Origin of the sequence: Campylobacter sp. W0066.1 (assembly GCF_024723635.1) — a bacterium.
Classification (GTDB): Bacteria; Campylobacterota; Campylobacteria; order Campylobacterales; family Campylobacteraceae; genus Campylobacter_D; species Campylobacter_D lari_C.
This window is the reverse complement of the sequence record NZ_JANQCW010000003.1, coordinates 58,482-74,333: the sequence shown is the minus strand read 5'-3', so window position 1 is coordinate 74,333 and position 15,852 is coordinate 58,482. Positions and strand designations below refer to the sequence as shown.

General features: G+C 30.7%; 17 protein-coding genes and 1 tRNA gene. 16 read left to right on the top strand and 2 right to left on the bottom strand.

The window, feature by feature from the left end:
- Positions 1-27: 27 nt before the first annotated feature.
- The 4 genes from yedF (at position 28) to putP (ending at position 6,768) form a co-directional block, all read left to right on the top strand.
- Entirely contained in the window at positions 28-606 is a 579-nt protein-coding gene (yedF, locus tag CAMP18497_RS01840) for a sulfurtransferase-like selenium metabolism protein YedF (RefSeq protein WP_263677063.1), read from the top strand.
- Positions 603-1,634 carry a selenide, water dikinase SelD gene (gene selD / locus CAMP18497_RS01835; RefSeq protein ID WP_263677062.1) on the top strand — a complete coding sequence of 344 codons (1,032 nt, stop codon included), beginning with the start codon at positions 603-605 and terminating at the stop codon, positions 1,632-1,634. The genes yedF and selD overlap by 4 nt, the downstream gene beginning before the upstream one ends.
- 140 nt (positions 1,635-1,774) lie before the next feature.
- Positions 1,775-5,272, top strand: a complete 3,498-nt coding sequence (locus CAMP18497_RS01830) for a bifunctional proline dehydrogenase/L-glutamate gamma-semialdehyde dehydrogenase (protein ID WP_337212271.1) — start codon at positions 1,775-1,777, stop codon at positions 5,270-5,272.
- A 14-nt stretch (positions 5,273-5,286) separates the two neighbouring features.
- The gene (putP, locus tag CAMP18497_RS01825) at positions 5,287-6,768 is read left to right on the top strand and encodes a sodium/proline symporter PutP (protein WP_263677060.1); all 1,482 of its coding nucleotides are present in this window, start codon (positions 5,287-5,289) and stop codon (positions 6,766-6,768) included.
- Positions 6,769-6,804: 36 nt separating this feature from the next.
- On the opposite strand, the gene CAMP18497_RS08290 is transcribed toward putP, so the two are convergent.
- Together CAMP18497_RS08290 and CAMP18497_RS01820 are read right to left on the bottom strand one after the other, a co-directional pair.
- Complete coding sequence (locus CAMP18497_RS08290; protein ID WP_412175260.1) at positions 6,805-6,927, bottom strand: hypothetical protein; 123 nt, start codon at positions 6,925-6,927, stop codon at positions 6,805-6,807.
- 2 nt (positions 6,928-6,929) lie between these two features.
- Positions 6,930-7,409 carry an outer membrane beta-barrel protein gene (locus CAMP18497_RS01820; protein ID WP_263677058.1) on the bottom strand — a complete coding sequence of 160 codons (480 nt, stop codon included), beginning with the start codon at positions 7,407-7,409 and terminating at the stop codon, positions 6,930-6,932.
- A 188-nt stretch (positions 7,410-7,597) separates the two neighbouring features.
- Here CAMP18497_RS01820 and CAMP18497_RS01815 point away from each other — a divergent pair.
- From CAMP18497_RS01815 to CAMP18497_RS01760, 12 genes are all read left to right on the top strand, one after another.
- Positions 7,598-7,695, top strand: a tRNA-Sec gene (locus CAMP18497_RS01815).
- Positions 7,696-7,720: 25 nt separating this feature from the next.
- Complete coding sequence (locus tag CAMP18497_RS01810; RefSeq protein WP_039617620.1) at positions 7,721-8,971, top strand: adenylosuccinate synthase; 1,251 nt, start codon at positions 7,721-7,723, stop codon at positions 8,969-8,971.
- Positions 8,968-9,387, top strand: coding sequence for a flagellar FliJ family protein (locus tag CAMP18497_RS01805; protein WP_263674775.1), 420 nt, complete (start codon positions 8,968-8,970; stop codon positions 9,385-9,387). The genes CAMP18497_RS01810 and CAMP18497_RS01805 overlap by 4 nt, the downstream gene beginning before the upstream one ends.
- On the top strand, positions 9,384-9,902 hold the full coding sequence (locus tag CAMP18497_RS01800; protein WP_337212323.1) for a MotE family protein: 519 nt from the start codon (positions 9,384-9,386) through the stop codon (positions 9,900-9,902). The genes CAMP18497_RS01805 and CAMP18497_RS01800 overlap by 4 nt, the downstream gene beginning before the upstream one ends.
- Positions 9,903-9,963: 61 nt before the next feature.
- A complete protein-coding gene (locus CAMP18497_RS01795) occupies positions 9,964-10,515 on the top strand; it encodes a DUF507 family protein (protein ID WP_263724207.1) in 552 nt (183 codons plus the stop codon).
- The gene (carA, locus tag CAMP18497_RS01790) at positions 10,512-11,630 is read left to right on the top strand and encodes a glutamine-hydrolyzing carbamoyl-phosphate synthase small subunit (RefSeq protein WP_337212268.1); all 1,119 of its coding nucleotides are present in this window, start codon (positions 10,512-10,514) and stop codon (positions 11,628-11,630) included. The genes CAMP18497_RS01795 and carA overlap by 4 nt, the downstream gene beginning before the upstream one ends.
- Positions 11,627-12,289 carry a sulfite exporter TauE/SafE family protein gene (locus CAMP18497_RS01785; protein WP_337212266.1) on the top strand — a complete coding sequence of 221 codons (663 nt, stop codon included), beginning with the start codon at positions 11,627-11,629 and terminating at the stop codon, positions 12,287-12,289. The genes carA and CAMP18497_RS01785 overlap by 4 nt, the downstream gene beginning before the upstream one ends.
- A gap of 116 nt (positions 12,290-12,405) precedes the next feature.
- Entirely contained in the window at positions 12,406-13,872 is a 1,467-nt protein-coding gene (ccoN, locus tag CAMP18497_RS01780; protein ID WP_263674776.1) for a cytochrome-c oxidase, cbb3-type subunit I, read from the top strand.
- Positions 13,873-13,883: 11 nt separating this feature from the next.
- Complete coding sequence (gene ccoO / locus CAMP18497_RS01775; protein ID WP_087700416.1) at positions 13,884-14,549, top strand: cytochrome-c oxidase, cbb3-type subunit II; 666 nt, start codon at positions 13,884-13,886, stop codon at positions 14,547-14,549.
- Positions 14,550-14,557: 8 nt separating this feature from the next.
- Positions 14,558-14,761, top strand: a complete 204-nt coding sequence (locus CAMP18497_RS01770) for a cytochrome c oxidase, cbb3-type, CcoQ subunit (RefSeq protein ID WP_337212263.1) — start codon at positions 14,558-14,560, stop codon at positions 14,759-14,761.
- On the top strand, positions 14,761-15,639 hold the full coding sequence (ccoP, locus tag CAMP18497_RS01765; RefSeq protein ID WP_337212262.1) for a cytochrome-c oxidase, cbb3-type subunit III: 879 nt from the start codon (positions 14,761-14,763) through the stop codon (positions 15,637-15,639). Before CAMP18497_RS01770 ends, ccoP begins: the two co-directional genes overlap by 1 nt.
- On the top strand, positions 15,639-15,851 hold the full coding sequence (locus CAMP18497_RS01760) for a DUF4006 family protein (RefSeq protein WP_039617641.1): 213 nt from the start codon (positions 15,639-15,641) through the stop codon (positions 15,849-15,851). The genes ccoP and CAMP18497_RS01760 overlap by 1 nt, the downstream gene beginning before the upstream one ends.
- The last annotated feature ends 1 nt before the right edge of the window (position 15,852 follow it).

Below are 15,852 nucleotides of genomic sequence, written 5' to 3'. Positions count from 1 at the left end.
TATATCATTAAATAAAAAAGGTAAAAAATGAAAATTGATTGTAGAGATTTAGCTTGTCCACGTCCTGTGATAGAAACAAAAAAAGCCTTAGAAGAGTTAAAAGAAAATGAAAATTTAGAAATTCTTTTAAATTCTCAAGCTTCTAAAGAAAATGTAATGAGATTTTTAAAATCTTTAAATTTGGAATTTAGCGTTAAAGATTTAGATGATGAGAGTATTATTAGCATTATAAAAGATGGCAATATAGCTCAAACTCAAGAAAAAAATTTACAAGAATACAATGTGTTATTTTTAAAACGCGATAGAGTGGGCGAGGGAGAACTTGGAAAAAATTTAATGCTAGGTTTTTTAAAAACTCTAAAAGATTTACCTAATAAACCTGTAAAAATCCTTTGTGTTAATGATAGTGTTTTGATGAATACTGATTGCTCTCATATTGCTTTTGAGGCTATGAAAGAACTTGAAAATTTAGGAGTTGAAATTTATAGTTGCGGGGCATGTTTGGAATTTTTTGGCAAAAGCAAAGAACTTAAAATAGGTAAAATAGGCAATGCTTATGAAATTTTAAATGAACTTTTTGGAAAGGCAAAGATTATTTCTTTATGATATATAAAGATCAAAAACTAACCCAATATGTAAAAGCTGCGGGTTGAGCTGCCAAATTAGACTCGGTGGGTCTTGACAAAATTCTTGGCATTTTAAAACCGCATGAAAACATTTTAAGTGGTATTAATAATAATGAAGATGCAAGTGTTTATAAGCTAAATGAAGATTTAGCTTTGGTGCAAACTCTTGATTTTATTACACCCGTGGTTGATAGTGCGTATCATTTTGGCGCTATAGCTGCTGCAAATGCTTTAAGTGATGTATTTGCTATGGGTGCTGAGGTGATCAATGCTTTAAATATTGTAGGTTTTGATACTTGTCATTTTAATAATGAAATTTTACTTGAAGTGTTAGAAGGTGCTAGAGTTAAGGTTGAAGAAGCTGGTGCTGTGCTAGTAGGTGGGCATACTATAGAAAATGATGAATTTATTTTTGGGCTTAGTGTAACAGGCGTAGTTCATCCTAAGAAATTTATAGCTAATAATAGCGCAAAAGATGGTGATGTGATTTTACTTACTAAGCCTATAGGTAGTGGTATTATTAGTACTGCTATCAAGGCTGGTTTGCTAGAAAAAGCAAAGATTTTAAAAGCAGTAGAACAAATGAGTTTTTTAAATCTTTATGCAAGTCGTATTTTAAAGAGATTTAAAAGTCTTAGTGCTTTAAGTGATGTGACAGGTTTTGGCCTTTTGGGACATTTAAAAGAAATGTTAAATAAAGAGCTTATGATAGAAGTATATAAAAATGAAATTCCTTTAATGGATGGAGTTTTGTCAATGGCTAATATAGGGATTATCCCAGCAGGAGCTTATAAAAATAAAGATAGTTTAAAAATTTGGGTTGATAATTTAAATGAAAAAGATGAAGATATAGTGTATTTTGATCCTCAAACTTCAGGTGGACTTTTAGCTAGTATGAGTGAAAATGAAGCAGTTGAAGCTTTAAAAATTTTGAAAGATCATAATATTGAAGCAAAGATTATTGCTAGATGTGTAAGAAATACTCATAATTATTTATTATTGTGCTAATATTTTATTTACAATTAAAAATATATGTTTATATTTGTTACTTTTTTACATAAAAAAATAAATTACAAATAAATATATGTTGATTTTCGTTGCAATTTTTGTATCATAAATACATATTAACTATTAAAGTGGAGGAAAAAATGATACAAAAAGCTTTGCAATTAGCTGAAGAATTACAAAGAAAGATAGAAAGTAATATCTCTCAAAGCGAAAAAGAATTTCATGCCAAAATGCAAAAACTTTTAAATAATCCTAAAAATAAAGTAATGTTAATTGAGCTTTTAGATCGCTCTTTTAGATGTAAAGATAAAAGTGCGAGTTTTGAGCTTATAGAGTATACTTTAAACAAATATGGTATAGCTGATTTTTTTAGTGCTTTTGAAAAATTTTTACTTTTTTCATTTTTAAATTTTGGAAAATTTGCACCAACTCTTAGTGTGCCATTTTTCATTAAGCATTTAAGAGAAGATACAAAAGCTATGGTTTTAGATGCAAATCCTAGTGTTTTAGAGCCTCATATGCGCAAAAGAAAAGATGAAGATAAAATCACTTTAAATGTAAATTTAATCGGCGAAGAGGTCTTGGGCGAGGCTGAAAGTGCTTATAGGATGAAAAAATACGAAGAAGCATTAAAAACAAGCTATATTACTTATATTTCTATTAAAATTACTACCATTTTTTCCCAAATCAATATTATTGATTTTGAATACTCTAAAGATGAGGTGGTAAAAAGATTGGATAAATTATATGCTCTTGCTTTAGAGGAAGAAAAAAAGCAAGGTGTGTCTAAATTTATCAATCTTGACATGGAAGAATTTAGAGATTTAGAATTAACCGTTGAAGCTTTTATGGAAAGTGTTGCAAAATATGATATTAAAGCAGGTATTGTTTTGCAAGCTTATTTACCTGATTCTTATGAGTATTTGAAAAAACTTTTTGCTTTTTCAAAAGAAAGAGTTTTAAAAGGTATGAAGCCTATAAAAATTCGCTTTGTTAAAGGAGCGAATATGGAAAGTGAAGAAACTATAGCCTCACAAAGAGGTTGGGCTCTACCTACTTTTTATAAAAAAATTGACACCGATAGCAATTATAAAAAAATGCTTGATTTTGTCTTAGAGGGAGATAATCATAAATATATTAATGTAGGTATTGCAAGTCATAATTTATTTGAAATTGCTTATGCTTATACTAGAATTTCACAAGCTGGAGCTTTATCATCTTTTACTTTTGAAATGCTTGAGGGTATGAGTTTGCAATGCTCTTATGAGCTTTCTAAAATGCATGATCTTATACTTTATGCACCAGTTTGCGATGAAGCACATTTTAACAATGCTATTGCATACTTAGTAAGAAGACTTGATGAAAATACTAGTGAAGATAATTTCATGAGATATTTTTTCAATCTTAAAATCAATGATAAAAATTGGCAGATGCAAAAAGAATTGTTTATAAAATCCTTAGAAGGCGTTGCTAGTTTGGATAATTCTACTCATAGAACCCAGGATAGAAATAATGAAACAAAGGCTATTAGTTCTTATGAGAGTAAAGAATTTAAAAACGAACCTGATACAGATTTTATCTTAAAAGCAAATAGAGAATGGGCTAAGGGTGTAAGAGCTAAATATGAAAATTTAGAAAATTATGATGTCTATCCGGTTGCAAAAGAAGAAATTAAAAATGAAAATTTACAAGTAGTAGAAGTTAAAGATAAAATCAAAAATCGTACTATAGGTAAAGCACATTTAGCAGGTCAAAAAGAGATTAAATACGCTTTAGATGTAGCTAAGAGCTCGAATTTTAGCGATTTAAGTCATGATGAAATTTATAAAATTTTAGCAAAAACTGCTCAACTTGTTAGAGATCGTAGAGGAGATTTAATAGGTATAGCAGCTTTAGAGGTAGGAAAAACTTTCTTAGAAATTGATCCTGAAGTTAGTGAGGCTATAGACTTTTTAGAATTTTACCCACATTCTTTGGAAAAACTAAAAGAGCAAAATCCAAATACAACTTTTAAGGCAAAAGGCATAGGCGTAGTGATTGCGCCATGGAATTTTCCAGTAGGTATTTCAGTAGGAACCATAGCAGCACCTTTGGCTGCAGGTAATAAAGTAATATATAAGCCATCATCTTTATCCATGCTAACAGGCTATATGCTTTGTAAATGTTTTTGGGATGCAGGAATTCCAAAAGATGCTTTGATTTTCTTACCTGCTAAAGGTAGTGATATATCAAAATACTTGCTTGTTGATCAAAGCGTGAAATTTTCAGTATTAACTGGTGGGGAAGAAACTGCTTATGCAATGCTCAAAGCTAATCCAACCTTACTTTTAAGCGCTGAAACAGGCGGTAAAAATGCAACTATTGTTTCTAAATTTGCTGATCGTGATAGTGCGATTAAAAATATCATTCATTCGGCATTTTCAAATTCAGGTCAAAAATGCTCTGCTACTTCTTTACTAGTTTTAGAAGAAGAAGTTTATAATGATGAAGAGTTCAAAAAGACTTTGGTAGATGCTGCTAGTTCCATGGCGGTTGGAAATCCATTTGTATTTAAAAATAAACTTGGAGCTTTAGCAGATAAACCAGATGTAAAACTGCAAAAAGCATTAGATGAGTTAGCTCCATATGAAAGTTGGGCTTTAAAACCTAAATTTGTAGATGATAATCCTTATCTTCTAACTCCAGGGATTAAATATGGTACTAAAAAAGGTGATTTTACACACATGAATGAGCTTTTTGCACCAATCTTAACTGTAATGAAAGCAAAAGATTTAAAAGAAGCTATTGATATAGTAAATTCTACAGGTTATGGACTTACAGCAGGATTTGAAAGTTTAGATGAAAGAGAATGGGAATACTTCCATACTCACATAGAGGCAGGAAATATTTATATTAATAAACCAACAACAGGAGCTATAGTTCTTAGACAACCTTTTGGTGGTATTAAAAAATCAGCCATTGGCTTTGGTAGAAAGGTAGGAATTTATAATTACATTACCCAATTTTTAGATATAGAGCAAAGTCAAGCTGATCAAAATGTCTTAGATAATGAATTAGTATCAAATTTAAATGCTTTAAGCTTAGATTTAAATGAAAAAGATAAAGCCGATTTTGAAGTCATTAAAGCTATGGCAAGAAGCTATGCTTATCATGCAAAACATGAATTTGCAAGTGTGAAAGATTATGTCAATATAAGAGGCGAGGATAATCTTTTTTCTTATACAAAGGTTAAAAATATCGCTTATAGAGTGCATAAAGATGATAGCTTAAAAGATATTTTAGGAGTTATTTTAGCAGCTAGTGTGCTAAATATTGATCTTATTTTAAGTTATGATGAGCATGAAAAAATAGATCTTGTACAAAAGATTAATCAAAAAATTAGTTCAAAAACTTTATTCCTTAAAGAAAGTAAAGAAAATTTCATTAGCAAAATAGCTGATTATGAAAGAATTCGTTATTTTGCTCCATTAGATGTTAATGATGAAATTTTCATAAAGGCAGCAAGTTGCGCAAAAATCATTGCTAATGCTAAGCCTTTAATGAATGGACGTTTTGAGTTGCTTTTATATTATAATGAAAAAGCTTTAAGTATATCTTTCCATCGTTATGGAAATTTAGGCATTCGTGCTTTAAAATAAAAAAAGGAGAATAAATGGAGGTTGTACACATTAATACTCAAATTGCGATAATGTTTGTCGCATATTCAGCATTAATGCTTTTTATCGGATTTTATTTTTATAAACAAAATAAAAATTCAGAGGATTATTTTTTAGGTGGTCGTTCTATGGGGCCGGTGGTTTCAGCACTTAGTGCTGGAGCTTCTGATATGAGCGGTTGGCTTTTAATGGGCTTGCCAGGAGCTTTATATGTAAGTGGTTTAGCTGAAAGTTATATTGCAATAGGTCTTAGTATAGGAGCGTTTTTAAACTGGGCTTTTATAGCAAAAAGACTTAGAATTTATACTAGTGTGATTGCAAATTCTATTACCATACCTGATTATTTTGAGACAAGGTTTGATGATGATAAGCATATATTAAGAGTGGTTTGTGCTATTGTTATCTTGATTTTCTTTACTTTTTATGTTTCTTCAGGACTTGTAGGTGGAGCAAAACTTTTTGAAGCAACTTTTGGAATTCAATATGATTATGCTTTAACTACAGGAACTGTGATTATAGTTGCTTATACATTTTTGGGTGGATATAAGGCAGTTTGTTGGACGGATTTGATTCAGGGTTTATTAATGATGAGTGCCTTGATTATCGTGCCTATAGTGATGATTTATCATTTGGGTGGCTTTAGTGAAGCTGTTAATATAGTCAAAGAAATTAAGCCAAATACTTTTTCTATGGGAGAAGGATTAAGCTTTTTAGGTATAGTTTCAGCTCTTTCTTGGGGGCTTGGGTATTTTGGTCAACCACATATTTTGGTACGTTTTATGTCTATACGCTCAACTAAAGACATCCCAACTGCTACTTTTGTAGGAATTTCTTGGATGGTTATATCTTTAATTGGTGCTTGTTTGATAGGTGTTTTAGGTATAGCTTATGTGAGTAAATTTGAACTTAGTTTACAAGATCCTGAAAAGATTTTTATCGTAATGTCACAATTACTTTTTAATCCTTGGATAGCAGGTATTTTATTAAGTGCTATTTTAGCAGCTATTATGAGTACAGCAAGTTCACAATTGCTTGTTTCAAGTTCGACTATAGCAGAAGATTTTTATAAAAGAATTTTCAATAAAGAAGCATCTAATAAAATGGTAATGACTTTAGGTAGATTTGGTGTTTTAGCAGTGGCCGTGATAGCTTTTGTTATTTCTACTGATAAAAACTCAAGCGTATTAAGCATAGTAGCTTATGCTTGGGCAGGGTTTGGAGCAAGTTTTGGTTCTGTAATGCTCTTTTCATTATTTTGGTCAAAAATGACTAGATATGCTGCTATTGCAGGTATGATTACAGGTGCAGTTGTAGTTGTAGCATATAAAAATTTCTTGGCTGAGTGGCTTAATTTTCCTATTTATGAAATCATCCCAGGATTTTTAGCTGCATCTGTTGTGATTGTTTTAGTGAGTTTAGTAACTAAAGTGCGCCCAGGAACTAAAGCAGCTTATGAAACAATGTTAAAACATCTTTAAAGTTTTTTTGTGGGTAATTCTTTGTAAGAATTACCTTTAAAAACTATAGATATATTTTAATTGTGTGCTATATATTCTTTGAGTTTTTGTGCTTGTGTGAAAAATATTTTCTTTGCAATCTGAAATAGAACTTCTTATAAAAGGAATTTTAGCACCCAATTCTATACTATGATGATTGTAAAATTTGCTCTTGTACCAAAATTAATTCCACTAATGAATCCTTTTTTCTCTATATTTGTAGAATTTACAAAATCCCAATCAGTATAACCTGCAAATAAACCACCATAAACACCTATATTTGTTTCATTTGAGGTAAAATTATATAAAGTATCTAAATTAATCGTATATTCATTCCAACCTGCTTCTTTAGCTTGAGTTACCACTCCATAGTCTATTGAACTTGCTTCGTGATTAAAATAAATTCTAGCGCCAAGTTGAGGGGTGTAGAAATATTTATATCCCACAATTAGATTAAAAACAATATCTTGTGAGTTATCTTTATATTTTTCTCCGATAATGCTTGTTGTATCTTTGTTTCCTGTGCTAGAAATTCCTCCACCTATGAAAAAACCGTTATTTTCTGCATTTAAAAGAGTGGTAAATAAAAGTAAAAAGAAAATACTCTTTTTTATGATTTTCATGTATTCTCCTTTATATGTTTAAAATTATAATAACATAATTGAAAAAATTATATTATTTTTTATTAATTATATGAAATATTTTTTAATTTTTGCTTTATAAGTATAATTATTTTTCATTTTTGTAAAAATATATATTTACTAATTATTTTATTCTAATATATAAATTTATAAGATATAATATAATTTTTGGAAGGTTAGCTTATCTGGTGATGGCCACTGACTTCAAATCAGATGAAAGGGTAGTTGACTACTTTTTGGGGAGTTCGATTCTCTCACCTTCTCGCCAAATTTAAGTCAAAATGGAGTTTTTTATGAGTAAAGCAGATATTGTCGTTGGTATCCAATGGGGTGATGAGGGTAAGGGTAAGATAGTTGATAAACTATGTGAAAATTATGATTATGTTTGCAGGAGTGCAGGTGGACATAATGCAGGTCACACTATATGGGTTGATGGTATAAGATATGCTTTACATTTAATGCCATCAGGCGTTTTAAATAAGCAATGTATTAATGTTATAGGAAATGGGGTTGTGGTTAATCCTGATGTATTAATTAGCGAAATGGCTCAATTTGAAAATTTAGAAGGAAGATTGTTTATAAGTGATAGGGCTCATTTAAATTTAAACCACCATGCTTTGATTGATCAAGCAAGAGAAAGACTTAAAGGCGATAAAGCTATAGGTACAACAGGCAAAGGTATAGGACCAAGTTATGAAGATAAAATAAGTCGTAATGGACATAGAGTAGGGGAGTTGCTAGAGCCTGAAAAACTTTGTGAAAATTTAATGAAAGATTTTGAACTTAAAAAAACTTATTTTGATGCTTTAGGTATTGCAATGCCTAGTTATGATGAAATTTTAAAAGATTTAAAACGCTTTAAAGAAGTTTTAGCACCATATATCACAGATACTACAAGAATGCTTTGGAAAGCTTTAGATGAGGATAAAAAAGTATTGTTAGAAGGTGCGCAAGGATCAATGCTTGATATTGACCATGGAACTTATCCTTATGTTACTAGCTCAACGACTATTTCAGCTGGAGCTTTAAGTGGTTTGGGATTAAATCCAAAAGAAATTGGAAAAGTTATAGGTATAGTAAAAGCTTATACAACAAGAGTGGGAAATGGAGCTTTTCCAAGTGAAGATTTAGGTGAAGATGGTGAAAAAATAGGACTTATTGGTAAAGAAATCGGTGTAAGTACAGGTAGAAAAAGAAGATGTGGTTGGTTTGATGCGGTTGCGGTAAGATATACTGCAAGATTAAATGGCTTAGATACTTTATCATTAATGAAACTTGATGTGTTAGATGGTTTTGAAAGTGTTAAAATTTGTAAAGCTTATGAGTATAAGGGACAAGAAATAGACTATGTGCCTTGTGATTTAGAAAATGCTAAACCTATTTATGAAGTAATGGAAGGCTGGGATAAAGTTGCAGGGATTAGGGATTATGATTTATTGCCTGAAAATGCTAAAAAATACATTAAACGTTTAGAAGAATTAAGTGGTGTTAAAGTAGGTTATATCTCTACAAGTCCTGAAAGAGAAGATACTATCATTTTATGAAAAGCAAATATTCTTCTGTAATTAAGCTTAGAAAACAACAGCTTGATAAAGCAGAAGCAAATTTAACTAAAACAAGACAAAAGCTTTTGCAGTGTGAAGAAGAGCTTAAAGAAGCTTCAAAAACTTGCGAAAGCTTAACTTTAGCCGATAAGGGCTCTATAACTTTGTTAAGATCGTCTTTAAAAATGCAAGAAATTGCAAGAGAAGGTAAGCAAAGAGTTAAGCAAAAATTGGATTTAACTAAAAAAGAATTAGCGCACCATCAGCACTTATATAAAAAAGCTCATTTAGAATTTGAAAAAATTAAAGTTTTAGAAAATGAAGAATTAAAAAAAATCCAAAAAGCCTTGCAAAAAGAAGAAGAAAAATTTATAGATGAACTTGCTATAACAAGACATTTTAATAAGGATAAATAATGAAAAAAATAATATATTTATTGATTTTTTTAAATTTTGTAAATGCACAGCAAAATTGTGAGCAGTATTTTGAAGCAAGAAAAGAACAAATGCAAGAACAAATTAGAGAATATGATGAAGCAAGACAAAGCTTGGAGGCTTATAGAGCATCTTTTGAAGCTTTACAAAAAGAAAAAATGCAAGCTTTAATGCAAAAAGAAGCTGATATTAATGCAAGTTTAGAGCAAATCAAAAGCTTAAAAGAACAAAATGAGCGTATATTAGAAGCAACTAAGCAAAATCTTCAAGTTATTAATGATAAAACTATGGGACGTATTACAGAAATCTATGCTAAGATGAAAGATGTGGCTGTGGCAGGTATATTAAGCGAAATGGAGCCTGATGAAGCTTCAAAAATTCTACTTTCGCTAGATCCTAGAAAAATTTCATCTATTATGGCAAAAATGGAACCTAAAAAAGCTTCGGATTTAACATTACTTTTAAAAAATTTAGATCAAAATGCAAGTTCGCAGTAAGTTTTAAGCAGTTTTTACCTTTTTTTTAGTATTATTTCAATAAAAATAAAAAGGTGAATAAATGCGTATCAAACCAGCTCATATACCTTATATAGCAAATAAAATAATACTTGATTTAATGCATTCTTCTTTTGTAAAAATTAAAGATGATAGTCAAAAACTTTTAAAAATAGCAAAAGAGATTATAGAAATAGATGTTTTAAACGAGCGTAAGCTTGATGAAAAAGCAAAAGAGCTTTTGGAAAGTCAGGAAGATGAAATTGAGTTTATGCAAATAGATAGAAAAAGTATGTTTTGGATGATTAAGAAAAAATTAGCAAATGAATTTAAATTTATACTTGATAGTGAAGATAGATATAACAATCTTTCTCATAAAATTTTAGAAAATTTAGTAGAAGAGGATTTAATAAATTATAATGTATCAGAAAATCGCGTGAAAAATCTCATTTTTTCAAGCATTATGTCTTATTTAAAAGAGTATGAAAATTTAGAAGATTTGGTTTATGAAAAAATTTCAAATTATAAAAGAAAACTTATCCCAGGTTCTGAAGAATATGAATTAGTATTTGAAAAGCTGTATCAAGAAGAGCTTAGAAAAAAGGGACTTTTATGAAAGCTTATATTTATATAGAAAATGATGTTTTTTTAAGCGCAAAGGCTTTTGGAGAAGGTGGAACTTTTTTTGGAGAACTTGTTTTTAATACCTCTTTAACGGGTTATCAAGAGATTATTTCTGATCCTTCATATGCAGGTCAGTTTGTGGTATTTTCGATGCCAGAAATTGGTATAGTTGGTGTTAATGATGAAGACAATGAAAGCAAAGAAGTTTTTGCTAGCGGTATGATTATAAGAGAATTAAATGAAGATTATTCTAATTTTAGAGCTAACAATTCTTTAAGTGCTTATTTGAAAAACCATGGCAAAATAGGACTTTGCGAAATTGATACAAGATTTTTAGTTAAAATGATTAGAGATCAAGGCAATTTAAGAGCTGTTGTTTCTACTGAAATCAAAGACAAAGAAGAACTTAAAAAAATGCTTCTTTCTAGTGCTAAAATCGATGAGGTAAATTATGTAGCACAGGTTAGTACTAAAAGCTCTTATAAGCATAGTAAAGGTGCTTGGGATCATAGCAAAAAAGCTTATGAGAATGTAAAAGCAAGTGGTAAAAAAGTAGCTGTGATTGATTATGGTGTAAAAGAAAATATTTTAAATGAGCTTGTAAGCGTGGGGCTTGAAGTAGAAGTTTTTCCTTATAATATCAAGGCAAAAGATTTGATTGAATTATACCAAAAAGGTGTGATTCATGGGGTATTTTTATCTAATGGGCCAGGTGAGCCAAGAATTTTAAAAGATGAAATCGCAGAGATTAAAAAATTAGCAGAAGCAAAAATTCCTATGCTAGGTATTTGTTTAGGACACCAACTTTTAAGTAATGCTTTTGGTTATGAAACTTATAAGATGAAATTTGGTCAACATGGAGCAAATCACCCAGTAATCAACCTTACAAATAACACAGTAGAAATCACAGCACAAAATCACAACTATAATGTTCCTGAAGAAATAGCAGAGGTTGCAACAATTACTCATAGAAATTTATTTGGTGACAATGTAGAGGGTGTAAGATATAAAAATTATCCTATTATATCAGTACAACACCATCCAGAAAGCTCATCAGGGCCACATGAGAGCAAATATATTTTTAAAGAATTTTTAGAGCTTTTGTGAATTTAGATTTTATTGCTTTAGCGAGTATAGCTTTTCTTTCAAGCTTTGGACATTGCTATGGAATGTGCGGAGGTTTTGTTTTGGCTTATACTCAGCTTTCAAAGCAAATTAAACTTCCTTTTTCTTTTTTGATTTTCTCTTATCATCTATCTCGAATTTTTGCTTATGTTTGCTTAGGTGTATTTTTTGGAATTTTTGGAAATTTATTTTCTTTTAATGAATTTGCAAAAGGTGTAATGTTTTTTGCTATTGGGCTTTTTATGATGATTTTAGCTTGTGCTTTAATTTTTAAAGGAAAATTTTTAGTTTTTTTTGAAAATTCTTTAATTTTTGATTGTGTCATTAAAAAAAGCATTTCAAGATTAATTCAAAACAAGTCTTTAAAAAGTACTATTTTTTTAGGCTTTTTAAATGGCTTTGTGCCTTGTGGCTTAGTATATTTTTATATAGCTTTTGGAATGAGTGTACAAAATGTTTATTTAGCAGCATTAATTATGCTTGTTTTTGGACTTTCAACCTTGCCTGCATTGGTATTTTTTGCTTATTTTTCTAAAACACTAAATGAAAAATTTCAAAAAATAGCTAGTTTGATTTCTTACTTATTAATCTTTTTATATGGAGTGTATTTTTCATATACAGGTTTTATACTCACGCGATAACATTATAATTTATTAATAAATAATAAATAATTTGACATAATTTAAGCTAAAAAAGATATTAGATATCATATAATATAAAGATTGCATAATTGCAGAAAAAAACTTAAGGAGAGGAAATGCACCCAGGAAATGCATTAAACTATGACTATACGGTTGCTAAATATTTTATGTTTGCTACCTTATTGTTTGGTGTTATTGGTATGGCTATTGGAACGCTTATTGCCTTTCAAATGGCTTATCCGGATTTAAACTATTTAGCCGGTGAGTATGGTACTTTTTCAAGACTTAGACCATTACACACTTCAGGTGTAATTTTTGGTTTTATGCTCTCAGGAATTTGGGCTACTTGGTATTATATTGGTCAGCGTGTGCTAAAAGTTAGTATGGCAGAATCAAGCTTTTTAATGTTTATTGGTAAATTACATTTTTGGCTTTATATGATCACTATGATTATAGCTGTTATTACTTTGTTTGCAGGTGTTAGTACTTCAAAAGAGTATGCTGAACTTGAATGGCCACTTGATATATTGGTAGTTTTAGTTTGGGTTTTATGGGGTGTAAGCATTTTTGGACTTATTGGAATTCGCCGTGAAAAAACTTTATACGTTTCACTTTGGTATTATATAGCTACTTTCTTAGGTATAGCAATGCTTTATCTATTTAATAATATGGCTGTACCAACATACTTTGTTAGTGGAATGGGTGATTGGTGGCATAGTGTTTCTATGTATGCAGGAACAAATGATGCGTTAGTTCAATGGTGGTATGGACACAATGCTGTTGCATTTGTATTCACTGTTGGTATTATTGCTCAAATTTATTATTTTTTACCAAAAGAAAGCGGTCAGCCAATTTTCTCTTATAAATTGTCTTTATTTGCATTTTGGGGCTTAATGTTTGTTTATCTATGGGCAGGTGGACACCACTTGATTTATTCTACTGTACCTGATTGGATGCAAACCATGGGTTCAGTTTTTTCAATTGTACTTATTTTACCTTCTTGGGGCTCAGCAATTAATATCTTACTTACTATGAAAGGTGAGTGGAGTCAATTAAGAGAAAGTCCATTAATCAAATTTATGATTTTAGCTTCAACTTTCTATATGTTCTCAACTTTAGAAGGTCCTATTCTTTCTATTAAATCAGTTAATGCATTAGCACACTTTACAGATTGGATTCCAGGGCATGTTCATGATGGTACTTTAGGTTGGGTTGGCTTTATGACTATGGCTGCACTTTATCATATGGTGCCTAGAATGTTTAAAAGAGAGCTATATAGCAAATCACTAATGGAAGCTCAATTTTGGATTCAAACCACAGGTATAGTATTGTACTTTAGTTCTATGTGGATAGCAGGTATTACTCAAGGTATGATGTGGAGAGCTACAGATGAGTATGGTAACTTACTTTATACTTTCATCGATACTGTTGAAGCTATTATTCCTTACTATTGGATTAGAGCTGTGGGTGGCTTGTTATACTTGGTAGGATTTTTCATGTTTGTTTATAATATTTACAAATCAATCGCAGTGGGTAGAGTACTTGATAAAGAACCAAAAAGTGCTTCACCTATGGCAGCATAAGGAGGAAAAATATGTTTAGTTGGTTAGAAAAAAATCCATTCTTTTTTGCTGTAGCGGTATTTATTGTGATTGCATATGCGGGTATTGTAGAAGTTTTACCTGATTTTGCTCAAAATGCAAGACCAATTGAAGGTAAAAAGCCTTATACGGTTTTACAACTTGCAGGACGCCATGCTTATATTAAAGAAAGTTGTAATGCGTGTCATTCACAACTTATTCGTCCTTTTAAATCAGAAACAGATCGTTATGGTATGTATTCAGTTAGTGGTGAATATGCTTATGATAGACCATTTTTATGGGGTTCAAAAAGAACCGGACCCGATTTATTGCGTATAGGTAATTTTAGAACTACAGATTGGCATGAAAATCATATGTGGGATCCAGTTTCAGTTGTCCCTGGTTCTATTATGCCAGCTTATAAACATATGTTTAGCAATAATGCAAACATAGAAACAGCTTATGCAGAGGCATTGACTGTGAAAAAAGTTTTCAATGTGCCTTATGATGTTGAAAATGGTACAAAACTAGGTACTTGGGAAGAGGCTCAAGCAGAAGTTAAAGCAGAAGCTCAAGCTATAGTAGATCAAATGAAAAATCAAGATGTTAAAGATGCGTTTGCTAGAGGTGAAATTAGAGAAATTGTAGCTTTAATCGCGTATCTTAATAGCTTAAAATAGGAAAAACCATGGATTTAGAACTAATAAGAGAGCTACAAGCTTATGGTTTTTTTGCTCTTGTAGTGCTTTTAGTGGTAGTTTTGTATTCTTATTGGTTTCATTTATATAGATCTGAAAAAACAGGTAGAAGAAACTATGAAAAATATGCTGATTTAGCATTGCATGATGAAATCAGCGATCGTGTTTTAGAGCAAAATAAAAGGAGTGCTTAATGCAATGGTTGAACTTACAAGATAATGTTAATTTATTATCTTTTATTGGAGCAATTCTTATCATCTTGATTACACTTGTTGTGGTAGGAAAATTATTTAAAAGTATGAAAGAAGAAAAAAGCCAAGGTGAGCTAAGCGAGCATAGTTGGGATGGTATAGGTGAGTTTAAAAATCCTATACCACTTGGCTGGGCTGTTGTATTTTTCTTGGCTATAGTGTGGTGTATATGGTATTTTCTTTGGGGATATCCTTTAAATAGTTATTCTCAAATTGGTGAGTATAATAAAGAAGTACAAGCACATAATGAAAAATTTGCACAAAAATTTGCAAATTTAAGCGCACAAGATAAACAAGAAATGGGTAAAAATATTTTCTTGGTTCAATGTTCTTCTTGTCATGGAATTACAGGTGATGGTATTAATGGAAAAGCACAAAATCTTAACATTTGGGGTTCAGAAGAAGGGCTTATAGAAGTAATTACTAAAGGTTCTAAGGGCATGAATTATCCTATGGGTGAGATGTTAAGCGCAGCTGATAATGGCATAGATGAGGCTGATATCCCTGCAATTGCTGCTTATGTTGCTTCTGAAATTTCAGCGATTAAAAAAACTGAAAATCCTCAGCTTGTGGCAAAAGGAAAAGAGCTTTTTGTAACTTGTGCAGTATGTCATGGAGAGGATGGAAAAGGAACTATTGATGGTCAGTTAGTAGCTCCAGATTTAACAAAATATGGCAGTGCTGGGTTTGTAGTAGATGTTTTAAATCGTGGTAAAGCAGGAAGTATAGGGGTAATGCCTCATTTTAACAATGGATTGTTAAATGAGCTTCAAAAAGAAGCAGTTAGTGAATATGTGATTTCTCTTTCAAGGGGTGAATAATGGAAAATTCAAATAGATGTGTATTTTCACTTTCAGGTGTTAGTGGAATGTTAATAGCAACTGTTTTATTGTTATCGATTTTAGCAGGACTTACTGTTTGGGGTCTTAAAACTCAGCAAGATGTTATGCAAAAACCTTATAAAATAGAAAATGCAGAGCAAATTAAAATGTTTGACTCTAAAAGAGAAGAACATATCATCATAAAGGAATGAT